Source organism: Virgibacillus necropolis (assembly GCF_002224365.1).
Lineage (GTDB): Bacteria > Bacillota > Bacilli > Bacillales > Amphibacillaceae > Virgibacillus_F > Virgibacillus_F necropolis.
This window is the reverse complement of the sequence record NZ_CP022437.1, coordinates 257,084-277,218: the sequence shown is the minus strand read 5'-3', so window position 1 is coordinate 277,218 and position 20,135 is coordinate 257,084. Positions and strand designations below refer to the sequence as shown.

The following is a 20,135-nucleotide window of genomic DNA, read 5'->3' as shown; positions in this document are numbered from 1 at the left end:
TGCTCCTTTTCATCTATAAAATTTGTTCTTATTAACTATTCTTATCCTAATCACGATTTTTAAAACTTTTATAGGCGGTGTCTTTGGTCATGGATGAAGTATTTATGCAGGAAGCAATAAAGCAAGCATTGCAGGCAAAAGATCGAAATGAAGTTCCGATCGGTGCGGTAATTGTCTTTGAAGGTGAAGTGATCGCGACCGGATATAATGTTCGTGAAACGGTACAATCTACATTGTCACATGCTGAATTAATTGCAATTCAAGAGGCAAATGCAAAGCTTGGTAGTTGGCGCTTAGAAGATTGTACGTTGTATGTCACATTGGAGCCATGTCCAATGTGTGCTGGTGCCATCGTGCAATCTAGAATTAAACGTGTTGTATTTGGAGCATTCGATCCAAAAGCAGGCTGTGCGGGGTCGTTAATGAATTTGTTAAATGATTCCCGCTTCAATCACCAAGTGGCACTTGAGAGTGGGGTCATGGAAGAAGAATGTAGTCAATTACTTACTAATTTTTTCCGGGAATTACGAATGAAAAGAAAGAATAAGGGTTAAAAAAGGAGTCTGCCCGGTTGATGTGTGGGGATCCCGTTTACATTATAAAATGTTCATATCTTTAATTTAACTTTAAACCTTGTCCGGGTTGCTATTGCAATTTTAACCCAAAATCGTTATAATGGAACTTGCCGTGCTAGGTGGGGAGGTAGCGGTGCCCTGTACTCGCAATCCGCTATAGCGGGACTGAATTCCTATCTGAGGTGTAATGACATTATGGTCTGCCGTAAGGAATTGGTGTTGACGCTCAGGTCCTGCGCAATGGAAACTCATGAAGTCTGTCAGGTCCGGAAGGAAGCAGCAGTAAGTGATCATTTCTGTGTGCCGCAGGGAAGCCTAGGCCGAGCCATGAACTTACGTAACGCATAGGGTCGTTACATCGATGGTAGGTGCACGGTATTACATAAACAGCGAAGCCTTTGTCAGAGTTTCTGGCAAAGGCTTTTTAAAATAAACTTATCGCAATGGTTCACATTCACCCCCAAATTCGGGTATAATTAGATAGAATAATAAAGGGGAACAGTCATTATGAGCTATCAAGCATTATATCGCGTATGGCGTCCGAAGAATTTTACGGATGTTGTGGGACAATCACATATAACACGTACATTGCAAAATGCGATAGAGCAGGAAAAATTTTCGCATGCTTATTTGTTTTCAGGGCCTCGTGGAACTGGAAAAACGAGTGCTGCAAAGATTTTTGCCAAAACAATTAACTGTGAAAAGGCACCTGTTCGTGAGCCTTGTAATGAATGTGCCGCATGTCGTGGAATTCAAGATGGGTCTATTTCTGATGTCATTGAAATGGATGCGGCATCACATACAAGTGTAGAAGATATTCGTGAAATTCGTGACAAGGTAAAATATGCATCAAGTGTTGTTCCCTACAAAGTGTACATTATTGATGAAGTACATATGATATCTGTTAACGCTTTTAACGCGCTTTTAAAGACTTTAGAGGAACCTCCAAAGCATGTGGTATTTATTTTAGCGACAACCGAACCGCATAAGATTCCATTAACGATTATTTCACGTTGCCAACGGTTTGATTTTAAACCAATTACGAGTCAGGCAATCGTAGAAAGAATGCGTATTATCATGGATCAGGAAGAAATAGCTGTATCATCTGACGCGCTTGAAACAGTCGCTTTAGCAGCAGAGGGTGGAATGCGTGATGCGCTAAGCATTTTGGATCAAGCGATATCATATAGTGGTAAAAGTGTTACATTGCCAGATGTTCTTGCTGTAACTGGTGGTGTTTCGCAACAGGTTCTCACCGACATTGTACAAAAAATGTACGAGAAAGATGTCCAAGAGGCACTAAAATTGCTAGATGATATCATACAAAACGGAAAAGATCCAGGAAGATTTGTATTCGACCTTATATACTTTCTTCGTGATCTTATGCTTTATCAGAGTGCACCATCACTGGAAGGCATTCTAGAGCGAGCAATAATAGATGACCGATTTAAAGAACTAGCAGAACTCGTAACTGGTAATTGGATTCAAGATGCTATTATGGAATTGAATCAATGCCAACAAGAAATAAAATGGAGTAACAGTCCGAAAGTTTTCATCGAAATTGCTATATTGAGTCTTTCAACAACTGATACGAAACAAGTCGGTAACACGGAACCTGTAAATACTGCGGTTAACGATGAAGCTCTTCAAAAGCTAGCGGGCAAAGTAGATCTGCTTGAAAAGGAATTGCAAAAGTGGAAAAGTCAGGCATCAGCAACTAATGCTAGTCCCCAAAAAGAAACAAGGCGAGCACAACCTAGAGCGTCTAAAAATAGTTACAAAACACCATATGAAAAAATTCGTCACGTCTTACAAGCAGCTGAGAAGGCCTCATTAAAACAGGTTCAGTCACAGTGGGGATCATTTTTAGGTTCTTTAAAGACGACTAATGCCCCTGCACATGCAACTATTCAAGATAGTAAACCTGCTGCAGCATCTGATAGTGCACTCGTTGTTGCTTTTAAATATGAAATACATTGTTCTTTATTTTTGGATAATCGGGAGACCGTTGAGTCCGTATTAGCTAAATCAATTGGAAAAGAGTTAACGATTATTCCTATTCCAGAGAATAATTGGCAAGAATTACGAAATGAATATATTAACAAACAAGAAGCAACAACTAATCAACAAGAAGAAGCTGCAGCTGATCCACTTATAGAAGAAGCACGAAAACTTGTTGGTGATGACCTGTTGGAAATACATGATTAGATCTAGAAAAACGGAGCGGCAGCAAGATATTAAAAACATTTTTAGGAGGAGTTATAATGAAAGGTAATATGGGAAACATGATGAAGCAAATGCAGAAAATGCAAAAGAAAATGATGGCAGCACAGGATGAATTACACGAGTTGACGTTTGAGGCAACAGCTGGTGGTGGAATGGTTACTGTATCAGCTAACGGTAAAAAAGAAATTACAGATGTACAGATAAAGGAAGAAGTTGTGGATCCAGATGATTTAGAAATGCTTCAGGATTTAATTTTGGCTGCAACAAACGATGTATTAAAACAAATTGAAGATAAAACAAACGAAACTATGGGACAATTCACAAAAGGAATGAATATGCCTGGAGGAATGTTCTAGGAGGCACCTTGATGTATTATCCAGAACCGATTTCAAAACTGATTGATAGCTTTACAAAATTGCCAGGTATCGGCCCGAAAACTGCAGTCCGACTGGCTTTTTTTGTTATTAATATGAAAGATGATGATGTACTTAACTTTGCTAATTCATTAGTAAACGCAAAGCGCGAATTGACACATTGTTCGGTTTGTGGTCATATAACAGACCAAGACCCATGCTCGATATGTCAAGATAACACGCGAGATGAGTCAATTATTTGTGTTGTACAGGATCCTAAAGACGTAATCGCAATGGAGAAGATGAGGGAATTCAGGGGGAAATATCATGTGCTCCATGGTGCTATCTCACCAATGGATGGTATTGGTCCAGAGGATATTAATGTACCTGATTTAATTAACCGTCTCAAAAATGAAGATGTAGACGAATTAATTTTAGCTACAAACCCAAACATTGAAGGGGAAGCTACTGCGATGTATATTTCACGTCTTGTTAGACCGTCAGGCATTCGTACAACACGGATTGCTCATGGTTTACCAGTTGGTGGCGACTTGGAATATGCAGACGAAGTAACGTTATCTAAAGCGCTAGAAGGACGAAGAGAATTGTAGAAGCTGGGTGAAAATATGGGGAAAAAGTATAAAAAAAAGCACGTGGATGAAGAATTACTCGATACCATTTTCATCCTAGAAAGAGACTGGAAAAGTATAGAAGGAATTGTTGAAAAAAGTATCGAGCCTACAACAACTGCGATTAACAAAGAAAAGTTTGCACAGGCGAAATATTTATTCCTACTCCGTGAGGCAAGACACCGTAAAATTAGTGCCATTCGTTATGATTAACAAGGCTTTCGTTTATTTGTCCCGCTGCGACTCCTAGAAGCTGGAATCACAAGTCTTTTCCAGTCTCTTGCTTATGCTTACTTCCGACCAGTTGCCTACGCTTTTATTTGTCTAGCTACGGCTTCTAGAAGCTGCCGTCATAAGCAATAGACACTCCAAACGCCATAAACCAGGCGTTTTCCGGTCTCTTGCTTATGCGTCTGCTTCTGACCAGTCGCCTACGCTTTTCTAATCATTTTTGGTCTATTTCCTTGTTTCTTTTCATATGTAGTAAATAGGGGACAAGGGAAGGAGTAGGTCATATTGAGTTCGATGATAGTTATTTCTATACTAGTTGCAATGATTGTATTGGTTTTATTTGTTGGGGCCCCGATCAAGCCCATGCGTTTAGTCGGACAAGGTGTAGTGAAATTAGCAATAGGTGTTTTATTTTTATTTTTCTTGAATGTATTCGGTGGGGCAATTGGCCTTCATGTACCTATTAATCTTTTTACAACAGCGATTGCTGGTTTTTTAGGTGTTTTTGGTCTCGCTTCTCTTACAGCAATTCATATTTTTCTAATTGTCTAGTGTGGTACAGACACATTTCAGGTATTTCCTCATATACTTTAACGTAGAAAGTTTCATTGATTGAAAGAATCTATGTATATATTTCGTTAGATTAGGAGAGACTAAACTAACGGAGGTGGGGAAATGAAAACGACAGTTGCAATGGAATGCTGCGGCATTTGTGAAGAAGAGAAAGAAAGAGGAATTCATTTATACACACTTTTTATTTGTTGTGAATGTGAAAAAAACATCATTCATACCGAGCCAAGAGAAGAAAAGTACAATTACTACCTACAAAAATTAAAAAATATGAATCAACCAAGGTTATATTCATAGATATTCTTAAGCTTTTGCGGTTATTTATTGCAAAGGCTTTTTTGTTTGCAAAAAACAAAAATTAGCTGGTTTTTTTATGTTGTCATGATAATCTAATGAGTATGATTATGAAATTTTGGCACAATATAACAATAGATAAATTTAAATTCCAGTAGAGGAAAGGAGTATAAAATGAAAGAGTTTTTTGGTTTATTAAAAAAGGGTAGCAGGTCTGCTCTATGGGCGAGTATAATTAACGCAGTATTAGCTGTAATAAAAGGTATTACCTTTTTTATCACAGGAAATGTAGCAATGTTTGCTGAATTAATGCATAGTATTGGAGATTCAGCCAACCAACTTTTTGTATTCATTGGATCAGCTTTAAGTAAAAAGGCCCCTACCGATCGTTTTCCAGGAGGCTTTGCACGGTTGGTAAACTTGGTCTTACTTGGTGCTGTATTGATTGTCGGGATTTTAGCTTACGAAACGATCGTAAAAGGCATTCATCATATCATGGAACCACCTGGATCTGGGTCGTGGTTCTGGCTGAACATATCTGTTTTAGGCATTGCAGTAGTGCTGGAGTCTTTCGTTCTGTTCAAAGCGATGAAGGAGATAACAGGGGACTTGGGAAAAGATATAAAAGGATTTAGTATTGTGACAGAGAGTTTTAAGAACGTGGGAGATGCAAAGCCAGCAACAAAGCTTGTATTTTTAGAGGACCTTGTTGCAACAGTCGGTGCGTTAATCGCCATGATAGCTATTGTCATTGGTACATATACTCCATTTATTCAAGCCGAGGGATATGCTTCTGTTATTATCGGGCTTATGTTGTTCTATGTGGTAGGGCGCATTTTCCTTGACAATGCCGCCGGAATTTTAGGTGTTTCGGATGAGGATATGGAAAAGAAGATAGGTGATCTTGTTTTTGAAGAACCTGATATTAAAGACATAAGGACATTAATGGTTATTAGAGAAGGCGATGAACTGCATGTTGAATTAAAGGTAGAATTAGACCCTAATAAGACGGTAGGGGAAGCCGATAAAATACGTGATAATATTGAAAAGAAGATTTTAAACGAAAAAGGTGTAACGGAAGTGATCATTGAATCTGATGTAGATGATCATGTTCAGAGTTGGAATAATCCAAAAACCAGCAAGTAAGGAAGAACCTCTTCCAATTGACTTGCCCAAGCTCCCATCGCTTTGTATTTCTTGAGAGCAAAGAAAGTATAAAATTTTGGCGATTATCTGTCTAGCTTCAGCGCCTAGACACTCGAGACATAAGCAGCTCGCTTCCGCGCGAGCAAAGCATCCACACTGCACCGCTCTGCTTATGCTTGTCGTGTCTTTCAAGGCGCTTGCGCTTTTCTTAGTGTATGGGAGCTTACACTTTTTGAAATGGGGTATAGTAATGAAACGAAATCATACAGAGACACCGCTTTACAAACAGCTAGAAGATATTACGAACAGGAAGCGAATTTCGTTTCATGTCCCAGGTCATAAAAATGGGACGTTATTTCCCGAATACGCTAAAAATTTTTTTAACGCGATACTAACCATTGACATGACTGAATTAACTGGGTTAGACGATTTACATGCGCCAAGTGGAGTAATTGCCGAGGCCGAGGCATTCGCAGCTGATTACTTTGGTGCTGACCATACGTTTTTCTTGGTAGGGGGTAGTACTGCTGGAAATTTAGCGATGATTTTAGCAGTTTGTTCTTATGGAGATACAATGATCGTTCAACGTAATAGTCATAAATCGGTGATTAATGGTTTAGAGTTGGCGGGTGCGCGGCCCATATTTGTTGCACCTAAATATGATGAAACCGTGGATCGCTATACAAATCCAAATTTTGAGTCTATGAAACATGCAATTGATACTCATCCAGATGCAAAGGGAATCGTTTTGACCTATCCTGATTACTTTGGAAAAACGTATGATATCAAGGAAATGATTGATTATGCCCATGCGCACGGCATACCGGTATTAGTTGATGAAGCACATGGTGTTCATTTTTCGTTAGGGGAATACTTTCCACCATCGGCATTAGACATAGGCGCTGATATGGTCGTTCAATCTGCACATAAAATGGCTCCAAGTATGACAATGGGCTCTTACCTACATATGAGAACCTCATTTATTTCGAAGCGGTATCTCCATCATTATTTACAGATGATCCAATCTAGTAGCCCATCCTATCCACTCATGGCTTCACTTGATGTCGCTCGTTCGTTTCTAGCTACAACAAGTAAAGAGGATATAGATGGTATTGATAACAGTGTAAAAGAAGTGCGTTCAATTCTTTCTGAAAACAATTTGTGGGATGTTTTACCGTTGTCAAAACAGGATGATCCTTTAAAAATTACCTTACATATGAAAATGGGAATGTCAGGATTTGCTGTTGCAAAAACTTTTGAGGAGCAAGGTATCTATCCAGAGCTTGCAACTCATAACCAAATTTTATTGATTCATGGACTTGGAGTTTTTCAGGAAAAGAATTATTTACGAAATTCGTTAAAAATAATGAAGGAACAATTAAAAATAATAAGCAACCATGCTACAATAGATGTAGGAAAGCTTTTTCCAAATCCTATAGAAGCATTAGTAATGGATTACAGGCAAATGGATAAATTACCAACTTTCCGAGTATCGCTAGAAAAAGCAGTTGGAAAAATCGCTGCCGAAGCTGTTATTCCATACCCCCCAGGAATTCCTTTTATTTTGAAAGGGGAACGGATTAGCGCCCAGCATGTAGCGCTACTAACAGAACTTATCAGGCAGGGTGCTAGGATACAAATCGATGATATAGATAAGGGAATTCATATATATAAAGGGGAATAACCGTCGTGAGTGGATATTTTATTACGCTTGAAGGTGGAGAAGGCGCTGGTAAAACATCCGTTCTTCAATTACTGGAACAAACTCTTTTGGAAAAAGGTTTTGATGTTTTAGCAACCCGCGAGCCAGGTGGGATTGAAATAGCAGAGAAAATCAGACATATTATTTTGGATCCGGTACATACCGCAATGGATTCACGGACAGAGGCATTGTTGTACGCTGCTGCTAGAAGACAGCATTTAATGGAGAAGGTTTTACCTGCATTAGAACAAGGAAAAATTGTTTTGTGTGATCGATTTATTGATAGTAGTTTAGCTTATCAAGGTTATGCAAGAGGTCTTGGTATCGATGAGGTGTTCGCAATCAACCAATTTGCTATTCAAAATTGTATGCCTGATTTAACATTATTTTTTGATATTGAACCAAAAAAGGGATTAGAGCGTATCATCGCGAATAAAGATAGAGAGAAGAACCGTTTAGATTTAGAGGAACTTCATTTTCATGAACAAGTATATAAAGCCTATCATTTACTCGTGAAAAAGTTTCCTAAACGGATTCAAATTATTGATGCAGAACAGTCATTGGAGCAGGTAAACATACAGGTTATGAAAAAAATTGAACGTTTTATTCAGTTTAAGGATTATAAAATATAATTTAAATAAAGGGAGGATTACATGATGAAGCTAATCATTGCAGTTGTTCAGGATAAGGATTCCAATCGATTGAGTGATGCTTTAGGTGATGAGAATTTTAAAACGACTAAACTTGCAACAACTGGTGGTTTTTTAAAGGAAGGAAATACCACACTTATGATTGGTTGCCAGGATGAATATTTAGATGAAGCATTAGATATAATCCGGGATAATTGCTCACAACGGGAACAAATGGTAGCGCCTATCTCACCAATGGGCGGTAATGCTGATTCGTATATTCCGAAACCAGTACAAGTTGAGGTCGGTGGAGCAACCGTGTTTATTTTACCAATAGAATCATTCTTCCAGTTTTAAAAAGAAAAGCGAAGGCGACTGTTCAGAAGCGGACGCATAAGCAAGGAACCGTAGAGCACACGGTCTATCGTGCTCGGAGTGTCACTTGACTATGTCTCGAGTCGGTAGCCTGCGCAGCTAGACAAGAAAAGCGAAGACGAAGGGGCTAATATAATGAAAATTAGTCATGATCTCCGTTCACAATTAGACGCAACAAATAACCAAACACGATCAGCATTCGAAGGTAAGCAATCATTTGATGGGCTGGTGCAAACACAGTCGCATAAGCTCAAGGCACAAGAGCTTCAAATGTTGATGAAAAGTATCACTGTTCAGGGTGAAAGGCTAGCACGGTTTCGTTCATTTAAAGATCTTGTGAAATTCAAGCGGATGGTAAAAGGGTTTCTTCAAGAAACAGTTTATAATGGACTAGATTTAAAGCAGTCACATAGCTTTGGGTTAGGAAGTCGTAATCAGAAGCTATCGATTGTCAAGGAAATTGATGAAAGGCTAATCGAATTGACAGAAGAACTGATGAATCTAGAAAAGAAATCGATTGATCTGCTTGGGTTAATTGGAGAGATTAAAGGTCTATTAATTAATTTATATACGTAACCATAAGATTGAGGATGGGAAGCATGAATACATGGTCAGAAATAGCTGAAATTCAGCCTTTGACAAGCAAGATATTGACAAATAGTATACAGAAAAGCCGGATTTCCCATGCCTACTTAATTCAAGGAGAACGTGGTACGGGAAAAGAAGCGATTGCACGGTTACTTGCAAAGGTTTTGTTTTGTGAAAATGTAATTGATAGAGACCCTTGTAATAACTGTCTGACATGTAAACGAATTGACTCTGGAAATCATCCAGATATTCATTGGGTTGAACCTGATGGCTTATCGATTAAAAAAGAACAAATTGACGAGCTCCAAAAAGAGTTTAAATACAGCGGACTTGAATCGGCAAAGAAAGTATATATCATAAAAGATGCTGATACATTAACTACAAATGCTGCAAACCGTATCTTGAAGTTCTTAGAAGAACCTAATATAGAAACGACTGCCGTCATGCTTACGGAAAACAGTCAATCTATTCTATCAACCATTCGTTCTCGTTGTCAGATCCTTGATTTACAGCCATTAAATCCTGTACAATTTCAAAAACAATTGCTAGATTCTGGAGTAACTGAAGGTAATGGAGCCCTTGTTGCTGCTTTAACGAATAATTTAGATGAAGCAATCAAGTTAAGTGAGGATGAGTGGTTTGCACAGGCTAGAAAATTAGTGGTACAATTGGTAGAAATGTTTATCGTAAAGCCTGATGAAGTATACTTATCTATTCATAATCAGTGGCTAGTCCACTTTAAAGAGAGAAGTCAACTAGAACAAGGGCTAGACTTACTGCTGTTAGCATTCAAGGATATTCTTTATTACCATATAGAATATGAGGCATTGGTGCTATACTATAAACAGGATGAGGGTTTGGAGAAAGCAGCGTTGTTTTTTTCGCAACCAAAACTACTTTCTATTCTACAAAGCATCCTTCAGGCAAAACGAAAGTTAAAGCAGAATGTTCATCCCACACTAGTGATGGAACAGCTTACACTTCATATACAGAGGTGATCTAAATTGATTGAGGTTATTGGTATTCGTTTTAAAAAAGCGGGTAAAATATATTACTTTGATCCAGGAGACCATGATATTATCTTAGATGGGTATGTCATCGTTGAAACGGTTCGAGGTATTGAGTTTGGTAAAGTCGTCATTGCTAGTAAACAAGTCGACGAAGAAGATGTTGTTCTACCTCTTAAAAAAGTTATTCGTCTAGCAGATGAAAAGGATAAAATGTCGGTTGTAGAGAATCAACAACAGTCGGAAACAGCATTCCAAATATGTGCTGAAAAGATTATCGAACATAAACTAGATATGAATTTGGTAGAGGTAGAATATACATTTGATCGAAATAAAATTATTTTTTATTTTACGGCAGATGGACGAGTTGATTTTCGCAATCTAGTAAAAGATTTGGCTGCCTTATTCAAAACAAGAATTGAATTACGTCAAATTGGTGTTCGGGATGAAGCGAAGATGTTGGGCGGAATTGGACCGTGTGGCCGTATGCTTTGTTGTTCAACGTTCTTAGGTGATTTCGAACCAGTATCTATTAAAATGGCAAAAGATCAAAATCTATCTTTAAATCCTGCAAAAATTTCTGGGTTATGTGGACGTTTAATGTGTTGTTTAAAGTATGAAAATGATGACTATGAAACAGCGAAACGCACATTACCAGATTTAGGAGAAAAAGTTAAGACGCCATTTGGTAAAGGAAAAGTAGTTGGTATGAACATGCTTGAACGTGTCGTACAAATTGAAATTCCTGAAAAAGAACGTGTAATCGAATATACGTTAGATGAGTTAATTGATGAAGGAATAATTAAAGCGCAAGCCACAGAATAGTGGGGTGTATGAAGGCGTGAACAAACGAGAAGTTTTTGAGCAGGTATCGGATATGGAAAAAAGAATAGGCGAACTTTACGAGCAACTAGGTGATTTAAAGGAACATCTAGGTAACATGCTCGAAGAAAACAATCGACTTTCAATTGAAAATCATCATCTTCGCAATCGGTTGGATGGTAGTGAAACAAACGATGAAGAAACAGATGAGAGTCATGTTGCTAATGAAATACCTGGTGAAGGGTATGATAACTTAGCGCGATTGTATGAAGAAGGTTTTCATATTTGTAATGTTCATTTTGGTAGTCCAAGACAAGATGAAGATTGTCTATTTTGTTTGATGTTTTTAAATAAGAATAAATAAGCTAGTTACAGCTGTCTCGTTGTCTTTATTATGACAAAAGAGACAGCTTTTCTTACATAGAAATAGAAAGGATTTAGCGTAATGGTACAGTTATTTGACGATGAACGGATTGATTATTTATTGAAAGAAAATGATATGCAGATCATTCAAAGTCCGACCGTGTTCTCTTTTTCACTTGATGCCGTGTTACTGGCGCATTTTAGTTATGTCCCAATTAAAAGGGGTAATATATTAGACCTTTGTAGTGGTAATGGTGTTATTCCACTTCTATTATCAAGACGATCTCATGCCCACATAACGGGGGTTGAAATTCAGGAGCGGTTATATGATATGGCAACACGTAGTTTACAATTAAATAAATTGCACGATAAAATTACTATGCTGCATGGGGATCTAACTCGTATGCAAGATAAATTGGGGCATAGTACATTTGATGTTGTCACGTGTAATCCACCCTATTTCAAAACACCAGCAAGAACAGAGCAAAATAAAAATGACTATCTGACTATTGCACGTCACGAGGTGTATTGCACGTTAGAGGATGTTGTAAAAGCATGCAAATTACATGTTCGACCCGGGGGCAAGGTATCGATGGTCCACCGGCCGGGTAGACTTGTTGATATCCTTACCTTGTTCCGTAAATACAAGCTTGAACCAAAACGAATGCGGCTTGTTTATCCTAAAAAGGGACGAGAAGCAAACATGCTATTAATTGAAGGAATTCGAGACGGGAAGGCCGACCTTACTATTTTACCACCTTTATATATCTATGAAGAAGATAGTACTTATACAATAGAAGCTAAGGAAATTATATATGGAAGAAAATAACCATGTCGTTTATATTTTAAAATGTAAGGATACAACATTATATACGGGATACACAAACGATTTAGCAAATCGGTTACACATGCATGAAAGTGGTAAAGGAGCAAAATATACACGAGGTCGTGGTCCTTTCCAAGTTGAATATGTCGAACAATTTCAGACAAAAGAGGAAGCACTAAAAAGGGAATATGCTATTAAACAGCTTAAAAGAAGTGAAAAAGAGCATTTGATCTCGTTGAAGAAACAAGAGGTGGGACAAAATGAAGACGCAAAAAAGCTTTGAATCAACCGAAAAAGGAACGGTATATATTGTTCCAACACCAATAGGCAATCTAGAAGATATTACATTCCGTGCATTAAAGGTGTTACAATCAGCTTCTTTAATTGCTGCAGAAGACACACGTAATACAAAAAAATTATTGACGCATTTTGACATTAGCACATCGATGATTAGCTATCATGAACATAATAAAGAATCACGCGAGGAACAGTTACTAGGGCGACTAGAAAACGGTGAATCAATAGCTTTTGTAAGTGACGCAGGAATGCCTGGGATTTCTGATCCAGGATATGAAATGGTTCAATCGGCAGTCGAAGCAGCAATTCCTGTTGTTGTTTTACCTGGAGCAAATGCGGCATTGTGTGCATTGATAGGCTCAGGGTTACCGACGAATGAATTTTTATTCTACGGATTTTTGCCTAGAAAAAAGAAGGACAGGCTAAAAGAGCTAGAACGATTAAAGTCCATGCAAGCAACCCTATTATTTTATGAATCTCCACATCGATTGAAAGAAACGATAGCAGCGATTTATGAACAGTTTGGCGATCGGAAATTGACCCTTGCTAGGGAGTTAACAAAACGATTTGAAGAGTATGTTCGTGGATCTATAAGTGAAGTTGTTGAATGGATTGAGCAAACGGAGCTACGAGGAGAGTTTTGCATTGTTGTCGAGGGTAGTAAAGAAGACCTTTCATCTCCAGAGACACTATGGTGGAGCCATCTATCTGTAGTCGAACACGTAACCTATTATATGGAGGAAGAAAGTATATCAAGTAAAGAGGCAATTAAAAAAGTTGCCGTTGAAAGAAAAATACCTAAGCGGGAAGTCTATCAAACCTATCATATAGAAGAATAAGAAAAGGAACTGACGTTAATGATGTAACGCGTCAATCCCTTTTTGCACATGGAGTAATAATTTTATACGTTAAACCGTGTTTGTATTTCTTTGATTAGATCTTTTGCTCCATCAGGGCTGAGCGTTAATTTTCCGTTAGCTAATGATAAATTATTTTCAGAGGTTTCACCAGTAATTTGACAAGTCATGCTTGGTTTATATTTTTTTAAAACGATTTTATCTGTATCGACATAGATCTCCAAAGCATCTTTTTCATGAATATCAAGTGTTCGTCTAAGTTCAATTGGGATAACTACTCGACCAAGTTCATCAACCTTGCGGACAATTCCAGTAGACTTCATTTTTATTCTCCCTTCTGAAGGTAAAAGACCTTATTCGTCAATATCCGACATGTTTCTAGGAATATAGTACCAACTATTCCCATAAGTGTCAATCAATTTTAATCCAAAATAAAAACAAATTGGAAAATTAAGTTTTTAACTAAAAAGAGTTATTAATTGTCGTTTTTGCACGTAAAAGCATATCTATTTTAATCATTATTTGTAGTATTGATTACTGGATAATGGAAATCTTATGATAAAATCGCTACAATAGTAATAGTTTTTCAAATCGAATTGTGATGGATATGAATTAGGAAAGAGGAGGTAATACCATGGCAAATGAGAAAAAGACGTTTTATATTACAACACCGATTTATTACCCAAGTGGTAAATTACATATTGGCCACGCATACTCAACAGTGGCTGGCGATGCAATAGCACGATACAAGCGGATGCGCGGGTTCGATGTGATGTATCTAACTGGAACAGATGAACACGGACAAAAGATTCAACGTAAAGCAGAAGAAAAAGGGGTATCCCCACAAGTGTATGTTGATGAAATTGTTGAGGGGATACAGAGTCTTTGGAAGAAACTTAAAGTGACAAATGATGACTTTATCCGCACGACCGAGGATCGCCATAAACAAATTGTCGAGAAAATTTTCACTCAACTCTTAGAACAGGGAGATATTTATTTAGACCAATACGAAGGTTGGTACTGTACTTCGGATGAATCATTCTTTACAGAACGTCAATTAGAAGATGGTCATTGTCCTGATTGTGGTGGACAAGTGGAAAAAGTCAAGGAGGAATCCTACTTTTTTAAGATGAGTAAATATGTTGATCGATTGGTGAAATATTACGATGAACACCCAGAGTTTATTCAACCAGAAAGTCGTAAAAATGAAATGTTAAATAACTTTATCAAACCTGGACTTGAAGACCTAGCAGTATCACGAACTTCCTTTGATTGGGGAGTTAAAGTTCCAAGCGACCCGAAGCACGTTATTTACGTGTGGATTGATGCGTTAAGCAACTATATAACTGCTCTTGGCTATGGAACAGATCAAGACGACAAATTCCAAAAGTATTGGCCCGCAGATGTGCACCTAATGAGTAAAGAAATTGTTCGTTTCCATACAATCTATTGGCCAATAATGTTAATGGCATTGGATTTACCGTTACCGAAAAAGATTTTTGCGCATGGTTGGATTTTGATGAAGGATGGAAAAATGTCGAAATCAAAGGGTAATGTTGTCGATCCAGTTCAACTTATTGATCGTTATGGGCTTGATGCAGTGCGTTACTATTTATTACGTGAAGTCCCGTTTGGTTCTGATGGTGTGTTTACGCCAGAGGGTTTTGTGCAACGTACTAATTATGATTTAGCAAATGATTTAGGAAATCTCCTGAATCGTACGGTTGCCATGATCGACAAATATTTCGACGGCACGATTCCTGCTTACCAAAAGGCGGAAACAGAAATTGATAAAAGCTTAGAGGATTTTGTCGCAGAAACGATTAAACAGGTAGAGGATTCTCTTGAAAATATGCAGTTTTCTGTTGCACTTTCTGAATTATGGAAGCTTGTGAGCCGAACAAATAAATACATTGATGAGACACAGCCATGGATTTTAGCTAAAGATGATACCAAAAAAGAGCGCCTTGGCAATGTAATGGCACATTTAGCTGATTCCCTTCGTATTATTGGTGTCATGCTACAACCATTTTTGACAGAGTCCCCTAATGAGATATTCCGTCAAATCGGTATAACGGATGACAAACTAAAAGAATGGGAAAGCGTATATGAGCTTGGTCAAATTAAAGAAGGATCTAATGTCACAAAAGGCGAGCCAATTTTCCCTCGATTAGACGTGGAAGATGAAGTACAAATCATTAAAGAAATGATGCAAAATCCAGTAGTACCAAAAGAAGAACCAAGCGCTGAGAAAGAAGAAGCAAAAGATTTAATTGCGTACGATGATTTTATGAAACTTGATATGCGAGTAGCAGAAGTTTTAAAAGCTGAGAAAATGAAAAAGGCTGATAAGTTATTAAAGCTGCAACTTGATTTAGGCGGCGAAAAACGTCAAGTAGTGTCTGGTCTTGCTGAACATTACAACACAGAGGCATTAGTCGGTAAAAAGGTGATTTGTGTCACGAATCTTAAACCAGTCAAATTACGTGGAGAAATGTCTGAAGGTATGATTTTATCTGGTGAAGATGCTGACGGGAAGTTAGCCCTTGCAACAGTAGAACAAACCTTACTGAATGGTTCTATTGTAAAATAAAAAATTGATGAAGTCTGGCCTCTTAGCGTTAAAGAAGCCAGACTTTTACTTTAAGGAGTGATAGTTACATGTTATTCGATACTCATGTTCATTTAAATGCAAGACAGTTTGAACCAGACAGAGAAGAAGTCATTAAACGGGCGTTCGATGCTGGAGTTACCCAAATGGTGGTTGTTGGTTTTGATAGGGAAACCATTCCACTAGCAATCGAAATAGCTGAACAATATGATACGATCTATGCTGCAGTTGGATGGCACCCTGTAGATGCAATCGATATGACAGATGAGGATTTGGCTTGGATTGAAGAACTTTCTACACATCCGAAAGTGGTTGCGATTGGGGAAATGGGACTTGACTACCACTGGGACAAATCTCCAAAGGATGTTCAAAAAGAAGTTTTCCGAAAACAAATCCAACTAGCTAAAAAAGTAAATATGCCAATTATTATCCATAATCGTGAAGCAACGGAGGATATCATTACTATCTTACAAGAAGAAAATGCAAATGAAGTTGGTGGTATCATGCATTGCTATAACGATACAGTTAAATACATCCAATCGTGTTTAGATATGAACTTTTATATTTCACTTGGTGGCCCAGTAACATTTAGAAACGCTACTGACCCAAAAGAGGTAGCAGTAGAAGTTCCACTAGATCGTTTACTTGTGGAGACAGATGCACCATTTCTTGCACCACATCCAAATCGCGGAAAACGAAATGAACCTAGTTATGTAACATTAGTAGCTGAAAAGATAGCTGAATTACGAAATATCTCAGTAGAAGAATTAAGTAAAGTAACTACGGAAAATGCCCGTCGTTTTTTCAGGTTGTAATATAATGTTGTAATAATATAGGTGAAAATTACCTAATATGAAGAGGCAGGAGCTATTTCTGTCTCTTTTTTAGTATTTATACTACCTTCCCTGTGCTAGAGTTGACGGGAAAATGGTGCATTTTAAATTACAGAGTTATTATTTGTAACCCAATTGTAAAGAAACCGTAACCCTATATACTTTGACTTAACATATATCTGTTTATATAATCAAAGTCGATAAAAGGGGAGGCAAAAAGCATGAAGATTATTTCAAAGCTATTGCCGGCATCGAAACTGAAGCTGGTTATTTCAAGTATTGGTGTTTTAGCACTTGTCATTTTTTCTAGCTTAGTAGTAATGGAAGCTACAAAAGCAGAAGTAGTCGTAATGGACGATGGGAAAAAAGAAACAGTGAACACGCATGCGAATACGGTAGATGAACTGCTTAAAGAAGTGGGTATTGTTGTTAGCCAACATGATGCAATTTCACATACAGGTAATACAGAAATCAAAGATGGCATGAAAATTACATACAAACAATCAACTCAAGTAATGGTTAAGATTGACGGAAGTGAAAAAGAATTTCATACATTTGCTGATACAGTTGGTGATTTTTTAACGGAAAACAATCTAACGTTAACCAACCATGATAAAGTATCACATAAGGAAGAAGATAAAATTGTAGAAGGCCTTGAGCTAACAATAAATAAGGCATTCCAAGTTGCAGTAAATGTTGGTGGGAAAGAACAGAAATTCTGGACTACAGGTGGAACGGTAGGGCAATTATTAAAATCTAATAATATTACAGTAAAAGATCTAGATAAACTGAACGTTGATAAACAAGATCAAGTTTCTGCAGATTCATCAATTAACATTACCCAAGTGGAAAAGTCCGAAGTTGAGGTTGAAGAAGCGGTTGCCTTTGATACGAAGCAAAAAGAAGACAGTTCACTTGCTAAAGGTAAGGAACGAGTGGTTGCAGAAGGCAGTGAAGGAACGGTTATAAAGACATATGAAGTGATAAAAGAAAATGGTAAAGAAGTTAGTAGAAAATTAGTAAATGAAGAAGTAAAAGAAGAAAGCAAAGCTAAAGTAGTTGCAATCGGCACAAAAGTTTTCGAGGAACAAACAGAGCTTGTAACGTTGGCTAGTACAGAGAAAAAAGAACCAGCACCAAAGCCGAAACAAGAATCAGCACCAGAGCGGAAACAAGCACCAGAACCGAAACAAGAACCTAAGGCAGAACCAAAAAAAGAACAAAAAAGTGAAAAATCAAACGGGAAAGTATTATACATGTCTGCCAGTGCGTATACAGCAGGGTGTGCAGGATGCTCAGGTCATACTGCGACCGGTATAAACTTAAATGCAAATCCAAATGCTAAAGTAATCGCGGTTGACCCTAGTGTGATTCCACTAGGTACACATGTACATATTGAGGGTTATGGTGAATATGTAGCAGCAGATACAGGTGGAAGTATAAATGGAAATCGCATCGATATACATTTTCCTAGTAAAAGTGCAGCATTAGCCTTTGGACGACGAACTGTGAAAGTTACCATTTTAAATTAATACATGATATAAATGCTCTTGCCATGATAAAATGGTAGGAGCATTACTTTTTGTGAGTTTTAAGGAAACGCCAGTGTAAGAAAAACTTCGCTATTCACTATTAGGGCAAGGCGAATGGCGCTTTTCTAAACTGACCTGAAAAGAGGAAGTTAAATTGAAGATTAAAGAAATTATCGTCGTTGAGGGTCGTGACGATACAGTTAAAATACGTCTAGCTGTTGATGCTGACACCATAGAAACAAACGGTTCAGCGATAAATCATACCACTTTAGAACAAATTCAACATGCACAAGTTAAGCGTGGTGTCATTGTTTTTACCGATCCAGATTATCCTGGCCAACGTATTCGTAACATTATCAACGAGCATGTGCATGGCTGTAAGCATGCGTTTTTAACACGGGATGATGCACGTGCAAAAAATAACAAAGGAATCGGAATTGAGCATGCTTCTATCGAATCGATCCAAAAAGCACTTCGGGATGTTTATGAGTTAAAAAGGGTTTATGAAACGGATATCCGTAAAGAAGATTTGATTAAATATGGTTTAATTGGAGGACCTAGAGCAAGCTATAGAAGAAATAGGCTGAGTGAATTATTACAGATAGGTCATACAAATGGAAAACAGTTGCTTAAACGGTTAAGTATGTTTCAAATTACATATGAAAACTTTGAACAAGTAATTCAAAAAGTACTTCAGGAGGAAAATAATGAGCACCAATAAATATATTGCTACACCAAAGCGGACTAAGGAAATTTTAACAAAATATAAATTTTTCTTCAAAAAAAGCTTGGGACAAAATTTCATTATTGACGCGAACATATTGGAGAACATAATTAATCACACTGGAATAAATAAGGATTCTGGTGTTATTGAGATTGGTCCAGGTATCGGAGCATTGACTGAACAACTGGGACGACACGCAAAAAACGTCCTAGCATTTGAAATAGACCAACGCCTAATCCCTATTTTAGAGGATTCATTAGATCAATACGACAATATCCGGTTCATCCATCAGGATATTTTACAGGCGGATGTTAAAACATCAATAAAGGACAATTTTAATGATGACCAAGACGTTCATATTGTTGCAAATTTGCCCTATTACATTACAACGCCTATTTTAACAAAGTTATTGCAAGAGAATTTACCTGTAGAAAGTATAACCGTTATGATTCAAAAAGAAGTTGCGGAGCGAATGGCTGCAAAACCAAGTACGAAAAGCTATGGATCTCTAACTATCGCTATTCAATACTATACAACTGCTGAAGTTGTCATGCATGTTCCTAAACGTGTATTTATGCCACAGCCAAACGTTGATTCAGCAGTACTGAAACTAACTATACGGGAAAAACCACCTGTCTATGTAGCTGATGAGAACTACTTTTTTTCCATGGTACAAGCCTGCTTTAGTCAACGTAGAAAAACGCTTCGAAATAATTTAACGAATTATCTAAGTTCAGAGTACGATAAAGAAACAATAAGCACTATGTTAGATAATATTGGAATTAATGGAATGAGGCGAGGTGAATCATTGACAATGGAGGAATTCGCCACGTTAGCTAATTCCTTTTATCAAGCTAAACATAATTAATAGCTGTTACTTCCAATTGGAGGTAATGGCTTTATTCGTGTCACCCCAAAACAGTCGCCTCCGCTTTTCTTGATCCA

General features: G+C 37.6%; 24 protein-coding genes and 1 other RNA gene. 24 read left to right on the top strand and 1 reads right to left on the bottom strand.

Translation table 11 applies throughout. The annotated features are described in order from the left end of the window. Nucleotides 1-89 precede the first annotated feature (89 nt). The 19 genes from tadA (at nucleotide 90) to rsmI (ending at nucleotide 13,472) form a co-directional block, all read left to right on the top strand. Nucleotides 90-554, top strand: coding sequence for a tRNA adenosine(34) deaminase TadA (tadA, locus tag CFK40_RS01510; protein ID WP_227001843.1), 465 nt, complete (start codon nucleotides 90-92; stop codon nucleotides 552-554). Nucleotides 555-685: 131 nt separating this feature from the next. After that, nucleotides 686-951: signal recognition particle sRNA large type (gene ffs, locus CFK40_RS01505), an RNA gene on the top strand. A gap of 131 nt (nucleotides 952-1,082) precedes the next feature. Continuing rightward, nucleotides 1,083-2,783 (top strand): DNA polymerase III subunit gamma/tau, encoded by a 1,701-nt coding sequence (gene dnaX / locus CFK40_RS01500; RefSeq protein WP_089530343.1) that lies wholly within the window; start codon nucleotides 1,083-1,085, stop codon nucleotides 2,781-2,783. 56 nt (nucleotides 2,784-2,839) lie between these two features. Continuing rightward, nucleotides 2,840-3,157 carry a YbaB/EbfC family nucleoid-associated protein gene (locus tag CFK40_RS01495; protein WP_089530342.1) on the top strand — a complete coding sequence of 106 codons (318 nt, stop codon included), beginning with the start codon at nucleotides 2,840-2,842 and terminating at the stop codon, nucleotides 3,155-3,157. Between the two features lie 11 nt (nucleotides 3,158-3,168). Continuing rightward, entirely contained in the window at nucleotides 3,169-3,765 is a 597-nt protein-coding gene (gene recR, locus CFK40_RS01490) for a recombination mediator RecR (RefSeq protein ID WP_089530341.1), read from the top strand. A 15-nt stretch (nucleotides 3,766-3,780) separates the two neighbouring features. Next, nucleotides 3,781-3,996 carry a YaaL family protein gene (locus CFK40_RS01485; RefSeq protein ID WP_089530340.1) on the top strand — a complete coding sequence of 72 codons (216 nt, stop codon included), beginning with the start codon at nucleotides 3,781-3,783 and terminating at the stop codon, nucleotides 3,994-3,996. Between the two features lie 303 nt (nucleotides 3,997-4,299). Then, on the top strand, nucleotides 4,300-4,566 hold the full coding sequence (locus tag CFK40_RS01480) for a pro-sigmaK processing inhibitor BofA family protein (RefSeq protein ID WP_089530339.1): 267 nt from the start codon (nucleotides 4,300-4,302) through the stop codon (nucleotides 4,564-4,566). Between the two features lie 123 nt (nucleotides 4,567-4,689). Then, entirely contained in the window at nucleotides 4,690-4,881 is a 192-nt protein-coding gene (locus CFK40_RS01475; protein ID WP_089530338.1) for a sigma factor G inhibitor Gin, read from the top strand. A 171-nt stretch (nucleotides 4,882-5,052) separates the two neighbouring features. Further along, nucleotides 5,053-6,024, top strand: coding sequence for a cation diffusion facilitator family transporter (locus tag CFK40_RS01470; protein ID WP_089530337.1), 972 nt, complete (start codon nucleotides 5,053-5,055; stop codon nucleotides 6,022-6,024). Between the two features lie 250 nt (nucleotides 6,025-6,274). Next, nucleotides 6,275-7,708 (top strand): aminotransferase class I/II-fold pyridoxal phosphate-dependent enzyme, encoded by a 1,434-nt coding sequence (locus tag CFK40_RS01465; protein ID WP_089530336.1) that lies wholly within the window; start codon nucleotides 6,275-6,277, stop codon nucleotides 7,706-7,708. 5 nt (nucleotides 7,709-7,713) lie between these two features. Then, on the top strand, nucleotides 7,714-8,358 hold the full coding sequence (tmk, locus tag CFK40_RS01460; RefSeq protein ID WP_089530335.1) for a dTMP kinase: 645 nt from the start codon (nucleotides 7,714-7,716) through the stop codon (nucleotides 8,356-8,358). Nucleotides 8,359-8,382: 24 nt separating this feature from the next. Continuing rightward, nucleotides 8,383-8,712: a cyclic di-AMP receptor DarA gene (locus CFK40_RS01455; RefSeq protein WP_089530334.1), complete on the top strand. Its 330-nt coding sequence runs from the start codon at nucleotides 8,383-8,385 to the stop codon at nucleotides 8,710-8,712. Nucleotides 8,713-8,865: 153 nt separating this feature from the next. Beyond that, nucleotides 8,866-9,306 (top strand): YaaR family protein, encoded by a 441-nt coding sequence (locus tag CFK40_RS01450; protein ID WP_089530333.1) that lies wholly within the window; start codon nucleotides 8,866-8,868, stop codon nucleotides 9,304-9,306. Between the two features lie 23 nt (nucleotides 9,307-9,329). Further along, nucleotides 9,330-10,316 (top strand): DNA polymerase III subunit delta', encoded by a 987-nt coding sequence (gene holB, locus CFK40_RS01445; protein ID WP_089530332.1) that lies wholly within the window; start codon nucleotides 9,330-9,332, stop codon nucleotides 10,314-10,316. A 6-nt stretch (nucleotides 10,317-10,322) separates the two neighbouring features. Further along, entirely contained in the window at nucleotides 10,323-11,150 is an 828-nt protein-coding gene (locus tag CFK40_RS01440) for a PSP1 domain-containing protein (RefSeq protein WP_089530331.1), read from the top strand. A 16-nt stretch (nucleotides 11,151-11,166) separates the two neighbouring features. Beyond that, the gene (yabA, locus tag CFK40_RS01435; RefSeq protein WP_089530330.1) at nucleotides 11,167-11,511 is read left to right on the top strand and encodes a DNA replication initiation control protein YabA; all 345 of its coding nucleotides are present in this window, start codon (nucleotides 11,167-11,169) and stop codon (nucleotides 11,509-11,511) included. A gap of 81 nt (nucleotides 11,512-11,592) precedes the next feature. Then, nucleotides 11,593-12,339 (top strand): tRNA1(Val) (adenine(37)-N6)-methyltransferase, encoded by a 747-nt coding sequence (locus tag CFK40_RS01430; protein ID WP_089530329.1) that lies wholly within the window; start codon nucleotides 11,593-11,595, stop codon nucleotides 12,337-12,339. Beyond that, a complete protein-coding gene (locus CFK40_RS01425; protein WP_089530328.1) occupies nucleotides 12,326-12,619 on the top strand; it encodes a GIY-YIG nuclease family protein in 294 nt (97 codons plus the stop codon). The genes CFK40_RS01430 and CFK40_RS01425 overlap by 14 nt, the downstream gene beginning before the upstream one ends. After that, nucleotides 12,597-13,472 (top strand): 16S rRNA (cytidine(1402)-2'-O)-methyltransferase, encoded by an 876-nt coding sequence (gene rsmI / locus CFK40_RS01420; RefSeq protein ID WP_089530327.1) that lies wholly within the window; start codon nucleotides 12,597-12,599, stop codon nucleotides 13,470-13,472. The genes CFK40_RS01425 and rsmI overlap by 23 nt, the downstream gene beginning before the upstream one ends. A gap of 62 nt (nucleotides 13,473-13,534) precedes the next feature. Here the strand turns inward: rsmI and CFK40_RS01415 are convergent, their stop codons facing one another. Beyond that, nucleotides 13,535-13,813 carry a transition state genes transcriptional regulator AbrB gene (locus CFK40_RS01415; protein WP_089530326.1) on the bottom strand — a complete coding sequence of 93 codons (279 nt, stop codon included), beginning with the start codon at nucleotides 13,811-13,813 and terminating at the stop codon, nucleotides 13,535-13,537. Between the two features lie 311 nt (nucleotides 13,814-14,124). Here CFK40_RS01415 and metG point away from each other — a divergent pair, with 311 nt between their 5' ends. The 5 genes from metG (at nucleotide 14,125) to rsmA (ending at nucleotide 20,058) form a co-directional block, all read left to right on the top strand. Then, complete coding sequence (metG, locus tag CFK40_RS01410) at nucleotides 14,125-16,083, top strand: methionine--tRNA ligase (protein ID WP_089530325.1); 1,959 nt, start codon at nucleotides 14,125-14,127, stop codon at nucleotides 16,081-16,083. Between the two features lie 68 nt (nucleotides 16,084-16,151). After that, complete coding sequence (locus CFK40_RS01405) at nucleotides 16,152-16,916, top strand: TatD family hydrolase (protein WP_089530324.1); 765 nt, start codon at nucleotides 16,152-16,154, stop codon at nucleotides 16,914-16,916. 239 nt (nucleotides 16,917-17,155) lie between these two features. After that, on the top strand, nucleotides 17,156-18,466 hold the full coding sequence (locus CFK40_RS01400) for a resuscitation-promoting factor (protein WP_089530323.1): 1,311 nt from the start codon (nucleotides 17,156-17,158) through the stop codon (nucleotides 18,464-18,466). A 154-nt stretch (nucleotides 18,467-18,620) separates the two neighbouring features. Next, complete coding sequence (rnmV, locus tag CFK40_RS01395; protein WP_089530322.1) at nucleotides 18,621-19,187, top strand: ribonuclease M5; 567 nt, start codon at nucleotides 18,621-18,623, stop codon at nucleotides 19,185-19,187. Next, nucleotides 19,174-20,058: a 16S rRNA (adenine(1518)-N(6)/adenine(1519)-N(6))-dimethyltransferase RsmA gene (gene rsmA / locus CFK40_RS01390; RefSeq protein ID WP_089530321.1), complete on the top strand. Its 885-nt coding sequence runs from the start codon at nucleotides 19,174-19,176 to the stop codon at nucleotides 20,056-20,058. Before rnmV ends, rsmA begins: the two co-directional genes overlap by 14 nt. Nucleotides 20,059-20,135: the final 77 nt, after the last annotated feature.